We start from the raw sequence: 12,810 nt of genomic DNA, 5'->3' as shown, positions 1-12,810 counted from the left end.
CCCGCCATGCGCAACTGGCCGCTGTACGACCTGTCCGTCCGCACCTCCCGGATCGAACTGCGCCACCCCACCCCCGAGGACCTCGACCAGCTCGCCGACCAGGCCGTGGCCGGCGTCCACGCCCCCGGCTTCATGCCGTTCTTCTCCCAGTGGACGGACGGCGACCGCGAGACCGTCACCCGCCGGGTGCTGCAGCGGCACTGGAAGGCCATGGCCGAGTGGACCCCGCAGGACTGGACGCTCTACCTGGTCGTGGTGCACGAGGGCGAGGTCGTCGGCTCCCAGAGCATCGGCGCCATCGACTTCGGCACCACCCGCGAGGTGCTGCTCACCTCCTGGCTCGGGCTGCGCCACCAGGGCACGGGCCTCGGCGGCCACGCCCGCGCCGCCAGTCTGGAGCTGGCCTTCACCGGGCTCGGCGCCGACCACGCGCTGTCCGTGGTCCGGCAGGGCAACGACGCCTCCCAGGCCGTCTGCCGCAAGTTCGGCTTCGTCCACGACGGCGTCCAGACCAACGCGGTGCGCGGCGAGAAGGCCCTCAGCGACCGCTACCGCCTCAGCCGCGAGCGCTGGGCGGAGCACCGCGCCGTCGACGCCGAGGTGCGGGGCGTCGAGGCGTCCCGCCACCTCTTCGACGCCACCGCCACCACCACCTCGAAGGCCCCCGCGCAGACAGCCGACGCGCAGACAGCCAACGCTCTGGCCTCCGCCCTCTCCGGCATCCGCTACGCCCCCGAGAGCGACCAGGCCGCGGCCTGAGCCGGCCCACCCACCCACTCCTAAGGACCCACCACCGTGGCAGACCGACCCGTCATCGCCGTCGTCTACGACCTGGGCGCGGTGAGCCCGCTCGCCATCGTCGACCACCTGGAACCGCTCGGCGACGTGCTCCTGGCCCTGCGCCGGTCCGAGCACACCGAGCTCAACCACGCGCTGATCGAGGAGCTCGCCACGGTCGTGGACCTCGACCCGGACCCGGACGTCGCCGCCGAGGCGCTGCGCCGCCACCGCCCCGACGCGCTGCTCACCTTCAGCGAGGTCTGCCTCGCCGACACCGCCGACCTCGCCGAGCGGCTCGGCCTGCCGTACCACTCGGTGGAGACGGTCGGCCTGCTGCGCGACAAGTACGCGATGCGCGCCCGGCTGCGCGAGCACGGCGTGGACGCCGTCCGCTCCGCCCGGCTGGAGGGGCCCGGCGACTGGCCGGCCGCGCTCGCCGAGGTCGGCCTGCCCGCCGTGCTCAAGCCGGCCACCGGGCAGGGCAGCCGGGACACCCACCTGATCACGGAGGAGTCCGAGGGCCGCCGCCTCGCCGAGGAACTGCTGACCGGCCCGGAGGCGGGCCCGATGGTGCTGGAGGAGTACCTGCGCGGCCGCGACTGCGGGCCCTTCGGGGACTACGTCTCGGTGGAGAGCGCCGTGGTCGGCGGCGTCGTCACCCACTGGCAGGTCACCGGCAAGTACCCGCTGCTGCCGCCCTTCCGCGAGCCCGGCCAGTACTGGCCCGCCCCGGTCGACGAGCAGGAGCGCGCAACCGCCCTCGCCCTGACCACGCGGGTGATCGAGGCGCTGGGCATCGAGACCGGCATCACCCACACCGAGCTCAAGCTCACCGCCGAGGGCCCCCGGCTGATCGAGGTCAACGGGCGCCTCGGCGGCTTCCAGTCCTGGCTGTCCGAGCTGGCCGGGGGCCTGGACCCGATGCAGCTGGCCGCCCGGATCGCCCTCGGCGAGGAGGTGGAGGTCGTCCACGCCCCCACCGACCGGGTGTACTTCGTCCGCTCCGTCCAGACCCCGCGCGAAGGGGGCCTGCTCAAGGCCGTCCACGGCGTACGGGCCGTGCTGGAGGTGCCGGGCGTCCAGGGCGCGACGGTGATGAGCCGCCCCGGCGAGCCGCTCCCGCCCACCGTGCAGACCGCCGAGCTGGTCTCCGTCACCGGGATCACCGAGGACCACGCCGCGATGCTGGCCGCGGTGGAGGAGGCACTCGCCCGGCTGACCTTCACCGTGGACGGGCCGGAGGGCGAGCGCGTCCTGACCTCCGCGCAGTGCGAACTCTGACGGCCCCGATCCCCCGAGCCGGGCGGCGGCCGACCCCCGCGGCCGCCGCCCTTCCCCGCCTATCCGTCGATCAGCGGTCGATCAGCGCGAACCGGGAGGCGAACACCCCCGCCTGGAAGCGGCTCTCCACGCCCCAGTCCCGCATCAGCTCGGCGATGTGCCGCCGGCAGGTGCGCACCGACATGTTCATCCGGTGCGCGATCGCCTCGTCCTTGTGCCCGGCCGCGAGCAGCCGCACGATGCCGCGCTTGACCTCCTCGCCGCTGTCCCCGTAGCCGAAGCCGGTGTGCGCGAACGGGCGGGCCTGGCTCCACTCCCGTTCCAGCGTCCGGTACAGGTACTCGATGACCACCGGCTCGCGGATCACCATCGCGCCCGGCTCGCCGTCCTGGCTGCGGTCGGGGAGGAAGGCGATCCGGCGGTCGAAGATGATCAGCCGGTCGATCACCTCGCCGACCGTCCGGATCTCCGAGCCCGCCTCCGACATGCGGGTGAAGTGCATCTGCACCACCGGGCTGGCCAGCACCACGTGCGGGTACAGGGCGCGCATCCGCACGCCCCGGTCCAGCAGCTGCAGGTCGCGCGGGCGGCTGTCGACCAGCGTCTCCTCGCTCAGCGCGGTCGGCTGGCTGACGAAGACCTCCTCCGAGCAGGCCCGGGAGACCTCGCCCAGCATGCTGCGCACCTGCTCCACGTCGTGCAGCAGCTCGATCGCCACACCCCGGCCGCGGTCGCGCCGCGCCTCGAAGTAGGTGGACTGCAGCGGCAGCAGCATCGCCCGGGTGCGCTCGGCCCGCATCCGCCGCTCGTGGATCTCCTGCTCCAGCGGCCCGACCAGCTCGGCCACCGCCGCCTCCGGGCTCGCCGGCACCCACCGGCCCGGGCCGGTGCCGTGCAGCAGCCGCAGCTCCAGCAGGGCCGCGAGGGCCGCCTCGAAGCGCTCGGGCGGCAGCGCGGCGGGCCGGTCGGCGGCCATCAACACCCCGTCCCGCAACGCCTGTTCGTACAGGATCGTCGCGTCGGGTGTCAGTTCGGTGCCGAGGCCGGCCTCCGGGTCGGTCATGGTTCTCCCCCCGCCGGTCACTTGCTGCCACGCAAGTTTATGACAGCGCACGGACATCGATCCGGGGCCCCGCGTCGGCAAGGCTGATCACATCCCCAGCCAGACGCCCCGGAGTGGAGCCATGGAAACCGTCGAAGTCCGCACGGACATCCCCCAGTTCCTGCCGGTGGCCGGCCACCACGTGCCGGCCCCGTTCTACCTGACCGCCGACATGTTCGGGGGCCTGCCGTTCCAGCTGGCCGGCGGCTCGATCGACCACCTGGTCGGCAAGCCGGTCGCCGACCCGCACAAGCACGAGGTCGCCGAGATCTACTTCCTGGTCTCGCCGAACAAGGGCGGCGCCCGCATCGACGTCACCGTGAACGGCGAGCTGCACGAGCTGAGCTCCCCGGCGATGCTGCACGTCCCGGCCGGGGCCGAGCACCAGTTCCTGACCAGGGAGGCCGAGCCGGGCAGCTACTGCTTCGGCATCCTGCTGGGCGACGCGGCATGACCACCGCCCCCGCCCTCACGGGCCCGGCCCGGCTGCACCTGAGCGAGAACCCGTACGGGGCCAGCCCGCTCGCCCTCGCCGCCGCCCGCGAGGCCATCGACCTCACCGAGGTCTACCCCGACCCGGCCCGGCTGAGCCCGATCGCCGCCCTCGCCGCCCACCTGGGCGTGGCCGAGGACCAGATCGCCGTCGCCAACGGCAGCGACGAACTCGTGCTGCTCACCGCCCTCGCCCTCGGGGACACCGGCCTCCCCGGCGTCACCACCGCCGGCACCTTCCCCGGCTACCGGATCTGCCTGGAGACCGTCCGACGCGGCTGCACCGAGATCCCCCTGACCGGCCCCGACGGCGCGGACACCGACGCCGAACGCTTCGCCGAGGCCCTCGCCGGCGCCGGCATCGGCTACCTGTGCAACCCGCACAACCCCACCGGTGCCCTCCTCGACCGCCGCCGCTTCGACCTGCTGGTGGCCGCCGCCGCGCGCACCGGCACCCCGCTGGTCGTCGACGAGGCGTACGCCGAGTTCGCCCCCGCCGGCTCCCCGCAGCTCCTGGACCACCTCGCCTCCGGCGCCCCGCTGATCTCGCTGCGCACCTTCTCCAAGGCGTACGGGCTGGCCGCACTGCGGATCGGCTACGCCGTCGGCCGCGCCGACCTGATCGCGAAGCTGCGCGAGGCCCAGGGCACCATGCCGTTCAGCGTCAACCGGGCCGCCCAGGCCGCGGCCGTCGCCTCGCTCGCCGACCGGGCCACCCTGGCCCGCGCCGTGGCGCTCACCGCCGAGCGGCGCGCCTGGTTCCGGGCCGAGCTCGCCGCCCGGGGCCGCCGCTCGCTGCCCTCGGCCACCAACTTCGTCGCCGTCGCCGTGCCCGACTCGGCCTCGGCCGAGCGGCTGCTCGCCGAACGCCACGACATCCTCGTGCGCGACGCCGGCCGCTTCGGCCTGCCCGGCTACCTGCGCGTCTCGCTCGGCCCGACCGCGCAGCTGGAACGCCTCCTCGACGTGCTCGACGAGCTCGCTCCCGTCCGCTGACCCCGCTTTCCCGCCTCTTGTAGGAGAACCCCCCCGATGACCCATGTCGTGATCGTCAACCAGCAGGAGCAGTACGCCGTCTGGCCGCGCCGCGCCGAGACGCCGTCCGGCTGGCTGGCCACCGACTGGACGGGCGACGAGCGCGCCTGCCTGGAGCGCGTCGCCGAGGGCTGGACGGACCTGCGCCCCGCGTCGGTGCGCGCCGCCGTCGCCGAGGACGCCGCCCGCCCGGCCGTCCAGCTGCTCACCGCCGGCCCCGTCCAGCTGCGCGAGGTGCTCCCCTCCGAGGCCGAGCAGCTGCGCGAGGGCGCCACCGCGGGCCTCGACTGGCTCGGCGGCGCCCCCGGCGACGGCACCCGGGTGGCGGCGAAGATGCTCACCCGCGCCGCCGACGCCGGTCTGCTGCAGCCCGGCTGGGGCATGTACGTGCTGGTCCGCAGCGAGGACGCCGTCGCCGTCGGCGGCATGGGCTTCCACGGCTCGCCGGACGGCGGCCGGGTCGAGATCGGCTTCGACCTCGTCGAGGAGGCCCGCGGCCACGGCTACGCGACCCTCGCGCTCAGCGAACTCGCCTGCTGGGCCCTCGCCCAGGACGGCGTCGAGACCGTGATCGCCACCACCGACCCGGAGAACACCGCCTCCCAGCGCGTCATGGAGCGGGCCTCCTTCACCCGCATGCCCGACGCCGACGGCCTGTTCGTCTACCAGCTCACCCACTGACCACCCCACCACCGCCCGACGGACGTCCGACCGCCGGTGGCCCGTAAGGAAACCGAGGCATCATGGCGTACGCCGCCCCCACCCTGGCCCCCACCGCCCTCGACCCGCTCCCGCAGCCCTACGAGTACCGGCGGCGCGAGGCCGTCGAACCCGACTGGACCCGCTTCCCCGGCTGGCGCGAGGTCACCGCCGCCCAGTGGCGCGACGCGCAGTGGCAGCGCGCCCACTGCGTCAAGAGCGTGCGTCAGCTGCGCGAGGTCGTCGGCCCCGGCCTGGACGAGGCGTTCTACGCCGACCTGGAGGCCGACCAGCGGGAGCACGCGACCATGTCGCTGCTGCTCACCCCCCAGGTGCTCAACACCATCGGCCCGGACGGACCGCCGGAGACCGGCGCCTGGTACCGCGACCCGGTGCGCCGCTACATGCTGCCCGTCGCCTCCGACCGTCAGCCGACCCTGCCCAGCCACCCCCTCGCCTCCCGCGACTCCCTGCACGAGGCCGAGATGTGGGCCGTCGAGGGCCTCACCCACCGGTACCCCACCAAGGTGCTCGCCGAGCTGGTCACCACCTGCCCCCAGTACTGCGGGCACTGCACCCGCATGGACCTCGTCGGCAACAACACCCCGCAGATCGCCAAGTACCGCTTCGTGCTGCGCCCCGTCGACCGCCTCGACCGCATGATCGACTACCTGCGCGCCACCCCGACCGTGCGCGACGTGGTCGTCTCCGGCGGCGACGTCGCCAACGTGCCCTGGCCGCGCCTGCGTTCCTTCGTCGACCGGCTGCTCGACATCGAGTCCGTCCGGGACATCCGCCTCGCCAGCAAGGGCCTCATCGGCCTGCCCCAGCACTGGATGGCCCCCGAACTCCTCGACGGCATGGCCGAGTTGGCCGCCAAGGCGCGCAGCCGCGGCGTCTCCCTGGCCATGCACACCCACGCCAACGCCGCCCAGCAGGTCACCCCGCTGGTCGCCGAGGCCTCCCGTGCCCTGCTCGACGCGGGCCTGCGCGACGTCCGCAACCAGGGCGTGCTCCTCGACGGCGTCAACGCCAGCCCCGAGGCGCTGCTCGACCTCTGCTTCGGCCTGCTCGACAACGCCGGCATCATGCCCTACTACTTCTACCTCTGCGACATGATCCCCGGCGCCGAGCACTGGCGCCTGCCGCTCGCCGAGGCGCAGCGCCTCCAGCACGCGATCATGGGCTACCTGCCCGGCTTCGCCACCCCGCGCGTGGTCTGCGACGTCCCGTACGTCGGCAAGCGCTGGGTGCACCAGGTCGACTCCTACGACCGCGAGCGCGGCATCTCCTCCTGGCGCAAGAACTACCGCACCTCCGTCGAGCACGACGACCCGGAGGCGCTGGACCGCACCCACCACTACTACGACCCGGTCCACACCCTGCCCGAGGCCGGCCGCCGCTGGTGGAGCACCCCCGAGGCGCTCGCCCTCACCGGGGGTGCGGCATGAGCTCTCTCGGAACCCACCGCGTCCTCGAACCCGCCGGGGTCCTGCCCCAGGCCGCCTGGCGGCTCGACCCCGACCCGGCCATCGCCGACGACGAGGTGCTCGTCTGCCTGGAGGTGCTCAACCTCGACGCCGCCTCCTACCGCCAGCTGAACGAGGCCCATCACGGCGACGGGGACGCCATCCGCGACCAGGTCTGCGCGATCATCGACGAGCGCGGCAAGATGCACAACCCCGTCACCGGCTCCGGCGGCATGCTGATCGGCCGCGTCCAGGCCGTCGGCGCCGACTCCCCGCTCGGGCTGCGCCCCGGCGACCGCATCGCCACCCTCGTCTCCCTCAGCCTCACCCCGCTGGCCGTCTACGACGGACTGCTCGGCTGGGACGGCCTCAGCGAGCGCATCCCCACCTCCGGCCACGCCGTGCTGTTCGGCCGCTCCATCGCCGCCGTCCTGCCCGAGGACCTGCCGGACGAGCTCGCCCTGTCCGTCCTGGACGTGTGCGGCGCCCCGGCGCTGACCGAACGCGTCGTCCGCTCCTCGCCGCTGCCCGCGCCCACCGTGCTGGTGCTCGGCGCGGCCGGCAAGTCCGGCTCGCTGTCCATGGCCGCCGCCCGCCGGGCCGGCGCCGGGCGCGTCATCGGCCTCGTGCCCACCGAGGCGGAGCTGCGCGCCCTGGAGGCGTCCGGCCTCGCCGACCTCGCCCTCCTCGGCGACGCCCGCGACCCGCTGGGCCTGGCCTCGCTGCTCGACGCCCATGGTGGTCCCGCCGACATCACCGTGGTCTGCACCGACGTGCCCGGCTGCGAGCACCCGGCGATCCTCGCCACCCGCGACGGCGGCACCGTCGTCTACTTCTCCATGGCCACCTCCTTCCCGGCCGCCGCGCTCGGCGCCGAGGGCATGGCCCGCGACGTCACCATGCTGATCGGCAACGGGTACACCCCCGGGCACGCCGCCCTCGCCCTGGACCTCGTCCGCCAGGAGCCGGGCGTGCGCGCCCTCTTCGACCACCGGCTGGGGCACGTGCTCGCGGGGAGCACCGCATGACCACCACTGCCGTCCCGGTCCCCGGCAGCCGCACCGGCAAGCTCGGCCTCGACCCCGCCCAGGTGCGCCGCGCCCGCGAGCTGGCCGCCGAGGTCGGCCGCCCCGTCGTCGACCTCGCCCGCTCCCACACCACCGTCGCCGTCGAGCGCGCCACCCTGCGCCTGGCCGGCCTCAACGGCGCCGACGCCGAGGGCATCCCCTGGGCCAACCGGCTCGTCGACGCCGTCCGCGACCAGGTCGGCCTGGAGCACGGCGTCTGCCTGCCCGTCTGGGAGGCCCTGCGCGGCGGCGGCTACCGCGACCTCACCGACCTCGCCGCCCACGCGGCCACCCGTACCGTCCCCTTCCGCGTCCCCTCGGGCGCGGCCTCCGTCGAGGCCGAGGCGTCCGCCCGTACGGCCGTCGCCCGGGGCATCGCCCGCATCGACGAACGCCGCCGCGAGCGCGAGGAGCTGGTCGCCCGCTGGGGCAACCCGACCGGCCCCTGGATCTACCTGATCGTCGCCACCGGGGACATCCACGAGGACATCCGCCAGGCGCAGGCCGCCGCCCAGGGCGGCGCCGACGTCATCGCCGTCATCCGCTCCACCGGGCAGTCCCTCCTCGACTACGTCCCCGACGGCGCCACCCGCGAGGGCTACGCCGGCACGTACGCCACCCAGGAGAACTTCCGCCTGATGCGCGCCGCGCTGGACGAGACCTCCGCCGAACTCGGCCGCTACGTCCGGCTCACCAACTACGCCTCCGGGCTCTGCATGCCCGAGATCGCCGCCCTCGCCGGCCTCGAACGCCTCGACATGATGCTCAACGACTCCATGTACGGCATCCTGTTCCGCGACATCAACCCGGTGCGCACCTTCGTCGACCAGCGCTTCTCCCGCCAGCTCCACGCCCGCGCCGGCATCGTCATCAACACCGGCGAGGACAACTACCTGACCACCGCCGACGCCGTCGACGCCGCCCACACCGTCACCGCCAGTCAGCTCCTCAACGAGTACTTCGCCAAGGAGGCCGGCCTCGCCGACGGCCAGCTCGGCCTCGGCCACGCCTTCGAGATCGACCCGGCCGTGCCCGAGTCCTTCCGCCTCGAACTCGCCCACGCGCTGCTCGCCCGCGAACTCTTCCCCGACGCCCCGCTCAAGTGGATGCCGCCCACCCGGCACATGACCGGCGACGTCTTCCACGGCTACCTGCTCAACGGCTTCTTCAACCTCGCCGGAGCGCTCACCCAGCAGAGCATCCTGCTCGTCGGCATGATGACCGAGGCCGTCGTCACCCCCTTCCTCTCCGACCGCGACCTCGCGCTGCGCAACATCCGCTACGTCCTCGACGCCGCCGGCGGCCTCGCGGAGGACTTCCACCCCGCCCCCGACGGCCTCATCGCCCGCCGCGCCGCCCACGTGCTCGGCGAGGCCGTCGACCTGCTCGGCGACATCCGCGGCCGGGGCCTGCTGGACGCCATCGCCGCGGGCACCTTCGGCGGCATGCGCCGTCCCCCCGCGGGCGGACGCGGCGCCGACGGCGTGGTGGCCCGGGCCGACGGCTACCGCAACCCCGCCATCGACCTCCTGGAGACCACGTGAGCCCGGACCTCACCCTGCCCTCAGCTGTTCCCTCGGCCGTTCCCGACGCCCCCGCCCTCCCGCGCACCGCCACCACCGTGCGCCCGTACGGCGACACCACCGACGACGGCATGGTGCAGCTCTCCTTCACCCTGCCCGTCCCCCACGGCCCCCGCGCCGACGGCGCCGCGCTGCAACTCGCCCGCCGGATGGGCATCGACCGCCCGATGCTGGTGCACTCCAAGCCCATCGGCCCGTCCTTCACCTTCTTCGTCGTCTACGGCCCGGTGCTGCACGAGGTCGACCTCGACACCGTCTCGGTCATCGAGCGCGAGTACCCGCTGCTCAGCGCCAAGGAGGTCAACACCGCCATCGGCGAGCGGCTCGGCCGCAAACTCGTCGTGCTCGGCGCCTGCATCGGCACCGACGCCCACACCGTCGGCATCGACGCCATCCTCAATATCAAGGGCTTCGCCGGCGAGAAGGGCCTCGAGTACTACCGCGAACTGAAGGTCCTCAACCTGGGCGCCCAGGTCAGCGTCCCCGACCTCGTCCGCCGCGCCCGCGAGGAGGGCGCCGACGCCGTCCTCGTCTCCCAGGTCGTCACCCAGCGGGATGCCCACCTCACCAACGTCAAGGAGCTCGCCGCCGAACTGCGCGCCGAGTTCGGCGACACCGAACGCCCGCTGCTCGTCGTCGGCGGCCCCCGGTTCGACCCCGACGCGGCCACCGAACTCGGCGTCGACCGCGTCTTCGGCCGGGGCACCACCCCCGCCGACGTCGCCAGCTACCTGGTCCACGCCCTCGTGGGGGCACCGGCATGAGCTTCCGCCCCGCCGCCTTCCTCTCCGACCCCCACCTGCTGATCTACCTCGCCGACCCCTTCCTCCTCCACCCGGAGCCCCCGATGCCCGCCGACCGCCTCGAAACCCGCTTCGCCGCCACCGCCCTCCGGCACCCCTCGCGCACCGCCGTCTCCGACCCCTCGGGCTCGCTGACGTACCGTCAACTCGACGCCCTCGCCGACTCCGTGTCCTCCGCGCTCTCCGGCCTGACCGCCCCCGGACAGCTGGTCGCCCTGCGCGCGGGCCGCACCCGGCACGCCCCCGGCGCCATCCTCGGCATCCTCCGCTCCGGCGCCGCCTACCTCCCCGTCGACCCCGGCTACCCCGAGGCCCGCCAGAAGCACCTCCTCGACGACTCCGGCGCCCAACTCGTCCTCACCGACGCCCCGTTGCTCCCCGGCGAGTCCCCGATCGCCACCGTCGGCCCCTTCACCCTCGCCTCCCGGCCCTCCGGCGTCTCCAAGGTCGTCCCCGCCGACACCGCCTACGCCATCTACACCTCCGGCTCCACGGGCCTGCCCAAGGGCTGCCTGGTCGGCCACGCCCACGTGCTCGCCCTGATGGACGCCGCCGCGCCGCTGTTCGACCTCGGCCCGGACGAGGTCTGGACGATCTTCCACTCCTGGAGCTTCGACTTCAGCGTCTGGGAGCTGTGGGGCCCGCTCCTCTACGGCGGCCACGCCGTCGTCGTCGACCGCGAGACCGCCGCCGACCCCGAGGCATTCGCCCAACTCCTGTCCTCCCGGAACATCACCTTCCTCAACCAAGTCCCCTCCGCCTTCGGCAACCTGGTCACCGAGGCCATCGCCTCCGGCCTCACCTTCCCCGCCCTCCGCCACGTCGTCTTCGGCGGCGAGGCGCTCGTCCCCGACGACGTCCGCCGCTTCTGGAGCGCCGGCCTCGGCCCCGCCGCCGAGATCGTCAACATGTACGGCATCACCGAAACCACCGTGCACGTCACCCACTGCCCCCTCACCCCGGAGCTGCTGGACGCCGCCCGCCCCGGCCGCACCCCCATCGGCCGCCCCCTCCCCCACCTCGGCTTCTCCCTCCGCGACGCCGAAGGCACCCCGGTCCCGTCCGGCCAGCCCGGCGAACTCTGGGTCTCCGGCGCCTCGGTCAGCCACGGCTACCTCGACCGCCCCGAACTGAACGCCGCCCGCTTCGTCGACGGCCACTACCGCAGCGGCGACTGGGCCGTCGAAGAGCCCGACGGCACCCTCAGCTACCTCGGCCGCCAGGACGGCCAGGTCAAACTCCGCGGCTTCCGCATCGAGTTGGGCGAGATCGAGGCCGCCCTACGCGCCGTCCCCGGCGTCACCAGCGCCGCCTGCACCGTCACCCCCGACGCCCAGTCCCTCACCGCCTACGTCGTCGCCGACCCGGCCACCACCCCGGCCCGGTCGATACGCACCCACCTCGCCGACCACCTGCCGGCCCACATGCTCCCCCAGTCCATCCACCACCTCCGCCACCTGCCCCTCACCCCCCACGGCAAGCTGGACCGCACGGCCCTACTCGCCGCCTGACCCACCGGCGTCGGGCCCCCCGGGGCCCAACGCGACCACCATGCCCTCCTCCGCCGCGATCACCTCCCCCTCGAACCGGCTCCGGGCCTCCGCGACCGACCGGTCACGGTCACTCCCCGGCCAGAAGTGCGACACCACCAACCGCTTCGCCCCGGCCCTCGCCGCCCACTCCCCCGCCTCCACCGCACTCATCAGCAGCGGGTCCCTGCCCTCCCCCTGCAACGTGGCCCCGGCCACGAACACATCCGCCCCCGCCGCCAGTTCACCGAGCACGGGCGCCGCCCCCGCGTCCCCGCTGTACGCCACAACCATCCCCGGCGCACTCAACCGCACCCCGGCATGCGGCACATGATGCGGCAACAACTCCGCATCCAGTCTCAGCGGCCCCACCTGATACCTCCCCGGAAGCCCGTACACCTCGAAGACCTCCCCCAGGTCCTCCGTCGGCTCCATCCCCTGCACCCGCTCCACCACCCCCGGCGTGCAGTACAACGGCACCCGCTCCCCCCGCTCCTCCGCGAAGTACAGCGCCCGCCCCAACGCACTCAGATCCGCACAGTGATCCGGATGCTCATGCGTGATCACCACCGCATCCACCCGCGGCGCACCGCCACAGTGCTCCAACAACCGCGCGAACGTGCCGTACCCGAGATCCACCACCACCCGGAACCCGTCGTACTCCACCAGCAACCCACTGGCCCCCCGCCCAGCCTCGGGCCAGGCCCCACACGTCCCCAACACCGTCACCCCGCGCACCACCCGATGCTCTCACGCACGGACTCCTCACCGCGGAGGCCACGGTATGGGCCCGGTGCAACGGCAAGCACGGAATTTCCCTGGTCTCTGTCACGGAGAGCTTGTTACGGTGACGGGCATGTTCCTTCTCCGTGCGTAGGACCCCTCCTGGACCGCACCCCCGGGTGCGGCCTTCGGCGTCCCCGCACATTCGCAGCCCCGGAGCACCGGGCTGCCCTTTCAAGGAACACCC

General features: G+C 73.8%; 12 protein-coding genes. 10 read left to right on the top strand and 2 right to left on the bottom strand.

Features of this window, described 5'->3' with window-relative positions; genetic code table 11:
• Positions 1-6: 6 nt before the first annotated feature.
• The gene (locus ACIBCA_RS13770) at positions 7-759 is read left to right on the top strand and encodes a GNAT family N-acetyltransferase (RefSeq protein ID WP_396283068.1); all 753 of its coding nucleotides are present in this window, start codon (positions 7-9) and stop codon (positions 757-759) included.
• A gap of 36 nt (positions 760-795) precedes the next feature.
• Complete coding sequence (locus ACIBCA_RS13765; RefSeq protein ID WP_396283067.1) at positions 796-2,061, top strand: hypothetical protein; 1,266 nt, start codon at positions 796-798, stop codon at positions 2,059-2,061.
• 70 nt (positions 2,062-2,131) lie between these two features.
• On the opposite strand, the gene ACIBCA_RS13760 is transcribed toward ACIBCA_RS13765, so the two are convergent.
• Positions 2,132-3,124 (bottom strand): hypothetical protein, encoded by a 993-nt coding sequence (locus tag ACIBCA_RS13760; protein ID WP_396283066.1) that lies wholly within the window; start codon positions 3,122-3,124, stop codon positions 2,132-2,134.
• A gap of 121 nt (positions 3,125-3,245) precedes the next feature.
• On the opposite strand from ACIBCA_RS13760, the gene ACIBCA_RS13755 reads away from it, so the two are divergent.
• The 8 genes from ACIBCA_RS13755 (at position 3,246) to ACIBCA_RS13720 (ending at position 11,822) form a co-directional block, all read left to right on the top strand.
• The gene (locus ACIBCA_RS13755; RefSeq protein ID WP_396283065.1) at positions 3,246-3,617 is read left to right on the top strand and encodes a cupin domain-containing protein; all 372 of its coding nucleotides are present in this window, start codon (positions 3,246-3,248) and stop codon (positions 3,615-3,617) included.
• On the top strand, positions 3,614-4,651 hold the full coding sequence (locus tag ACIBCA_RS13750) for a pyridoxal phosphate-dependent aminotransferase (RefSeq protein ID WP_396283064.1): 1,038 nt from the start codon (positions 3,614-3,616) through the stop codon (positions 4,649-4,651). The genes ACIBCA_RS13755 and ACIBCA_RS13750 overlap by 4 nt, the downstream gene beginning before the upstream one ends.
• Positions 4,652-4,687: 36 nt before the next feature.
• Positions 4,688-5,371 carry a GNAT family N-acetyltransferase gene (locus ACIBCA_RS13745; protein ID WP_396283063.1) on the top strand — a complete coding sequence of 228 codons (684 nt, stop codon included), beginning with the start codon at positions 4,688-4,690 and terminating at the stop codon, positions 5,369-5,371.
• Between the two features lie 62 nt (positions 5,372-5,433).
• Positions 5,434-6,840, top strand: coding sequence for a KamA family radical SAM protein (locus ACIBCA_RS13740; protein WP_396283062.1), 1,407 nt, complete (start codon positions 5,434-5,436; stop codon positions 6,838-6,840).
• The gene (locus tag ACIBCA_RS13735) at positions 6,837-7,886 is read left to right on the top strand and encodes an L-erythro-3,5-diaminohexanoate dehydrogenase (RefSeq protein WP_396283061.1); all 1,050 of its coding nucleotides are present in this window, start codon (positions 6,837-6,839) and stop codon (positions 7,884-7,886) included. Before ACIBCA_RS13740 ends, ACIBCA_RS13735 begins: the two co-directional genes overlap by 4 nt.
• Positions 7,883-9,469: a lysine 5,6-aminomutase subunit alpha TIM-barrel domain-containing protein gene (locus ACIBCA_RS13730; RefSeq protein WP_396283060.1), complete on the top strand. Its 1,587-nt coding sequence runs from the start codon at positions 7,883-7,885 to the stop codon at positions 9,467-9,469. Before ACIBCA_RS13735 ends, ACIBCA_RS13730 begins: the two co-directional genes overlap by 4 nt.
• A complete protein-coding gene (locus tag ACIBCA_RS13725) occupies positions 9,466-10,272 on the top strand; it encodes an OAM dimerization domain-containing protein (RefSeq protein WP_396283059.1) in 807 nt (268 codons plus the stop codon). The genes ACIBCA_RS13730 and ACIBCA_RS13725 overlap by 4 nt, the downstream gene beginning before the upstream one ends.
• A complete protein-coding gene (locus ACIBCA_RS13720) occupies positions 10,269-11,822 on the top strand; it encodes an amino acid adenylation domain-containing protein (protein ID WP_396283058.1) in 1,554 nt (517 codons plus the stop codon). The genes ACIBCA_RS13725 and ACIBCA_RS13720 overlap by 4 nt, the downstream gene beginning before the upstream one ends.
• Here the strand turns inward: ACIBCA_RS13720 and ACIBCA_RS13715 are convergent.
• Positions 11,808-12,506: an MBL fold metallo-hydrolase gene (locus ACIBCA_RS13715; protein ID WP_396283057.1), complete on the bottom strand. Its 699-nt coding sequence runs from the start codon at positions 12,504-12,506 to the stop codon at positions 11,808-11,810. The genes ACIBCA_RS13720 and ACIBCA_RS13715 overlap by 15 nt on opposite strands.
• Between the last annotated feature and the right edge of the window lie 304 nt (positions 12,507-12,810).

The organism is Kitasatospora sp. NPDC051170 (assembly GCF_044455705.1).
Classification (GTDB): domain Bacteria; phylum Actinomycetota; class Actinomycetes; order Streptomycetales; family Streptomycetaceae; genus Kitasatospora.
This window is presented reverse-complemented; position numbering and strand designations above follow the sequence as displayed.

What these genes read in the sequence shown, in the direction of transcription:
- ACIBCA_RS13750 (WP_396283064.1), top strand. Translation starts at nt 3,614, where the DNA reads ATGACCACCGCCCCCGCCCTCACGGGCCCGGCCCGGCTGCACCTGAGC.
- ACIBCA_RS13720 (WP_396283058.1), top strand. Translation starts at nt 10,269, where the DNA reads ATGAGCTTCCGCCCCGCCGCCTTCCTCTCCGACCCCCACCTGCTGATC.
- ACIBCA_RS13735 (WP_396283061.1), top strand. Translation starts at nt 6,837, where the DNA reads ATGAGCTCTCTCGGAACCCACCGCGTCCTCGAACCCGCCGGGGTCCTG.
- ACIBCA_RS13770 (WP_396283068.1), top strand. Translation starts at nt 7, where the DNA reads ATGCGCAACTGGCCGCTGTACGACCTGTCCGTCCGCACCTCCCGGATC.
- ACIBCA_RS13755 (WP_396283065.1), top strand. Translation starts at nt 3,246, where the DNA reads ATGGAAACCGTCGAAGTCCGCACGGACATCCCCCAGTTCCTGCCGGTG.
- ACIBCA_RS13760 (WP_396283066.1), bottom strand. Translation starts at nt 3,124, where the DNA reads ATGACCGACCCGGAGGCCGGCCTCGGCACCGAACTGACACCCGACGCG.
- ACIBCA_RS13745 (WP_396283063.1), top strand. Translation starts at nt 4,688, where the DNA reads ATGACCCATGTCGTGATCGTCAACCAGCAGGAGCAGTACGCCGTCTGG.
- ACIBCA_RS13730 (WP_396283060.1), top strand. Translation starts at nt 7,883, where the DNA reads ATGACCACCACTGCCGTCCCGGTCCCCGGCAGCCGCACCGGCAAGCTC.
- ACIBCA_RS13740 (WP_396283062.1), top strand. Translation starts at nt 5,434, where the DNA reads ATGGCGTACGCCGCCCCCACCCTGGCCCCCACCGCCCTCGACCCGCTC.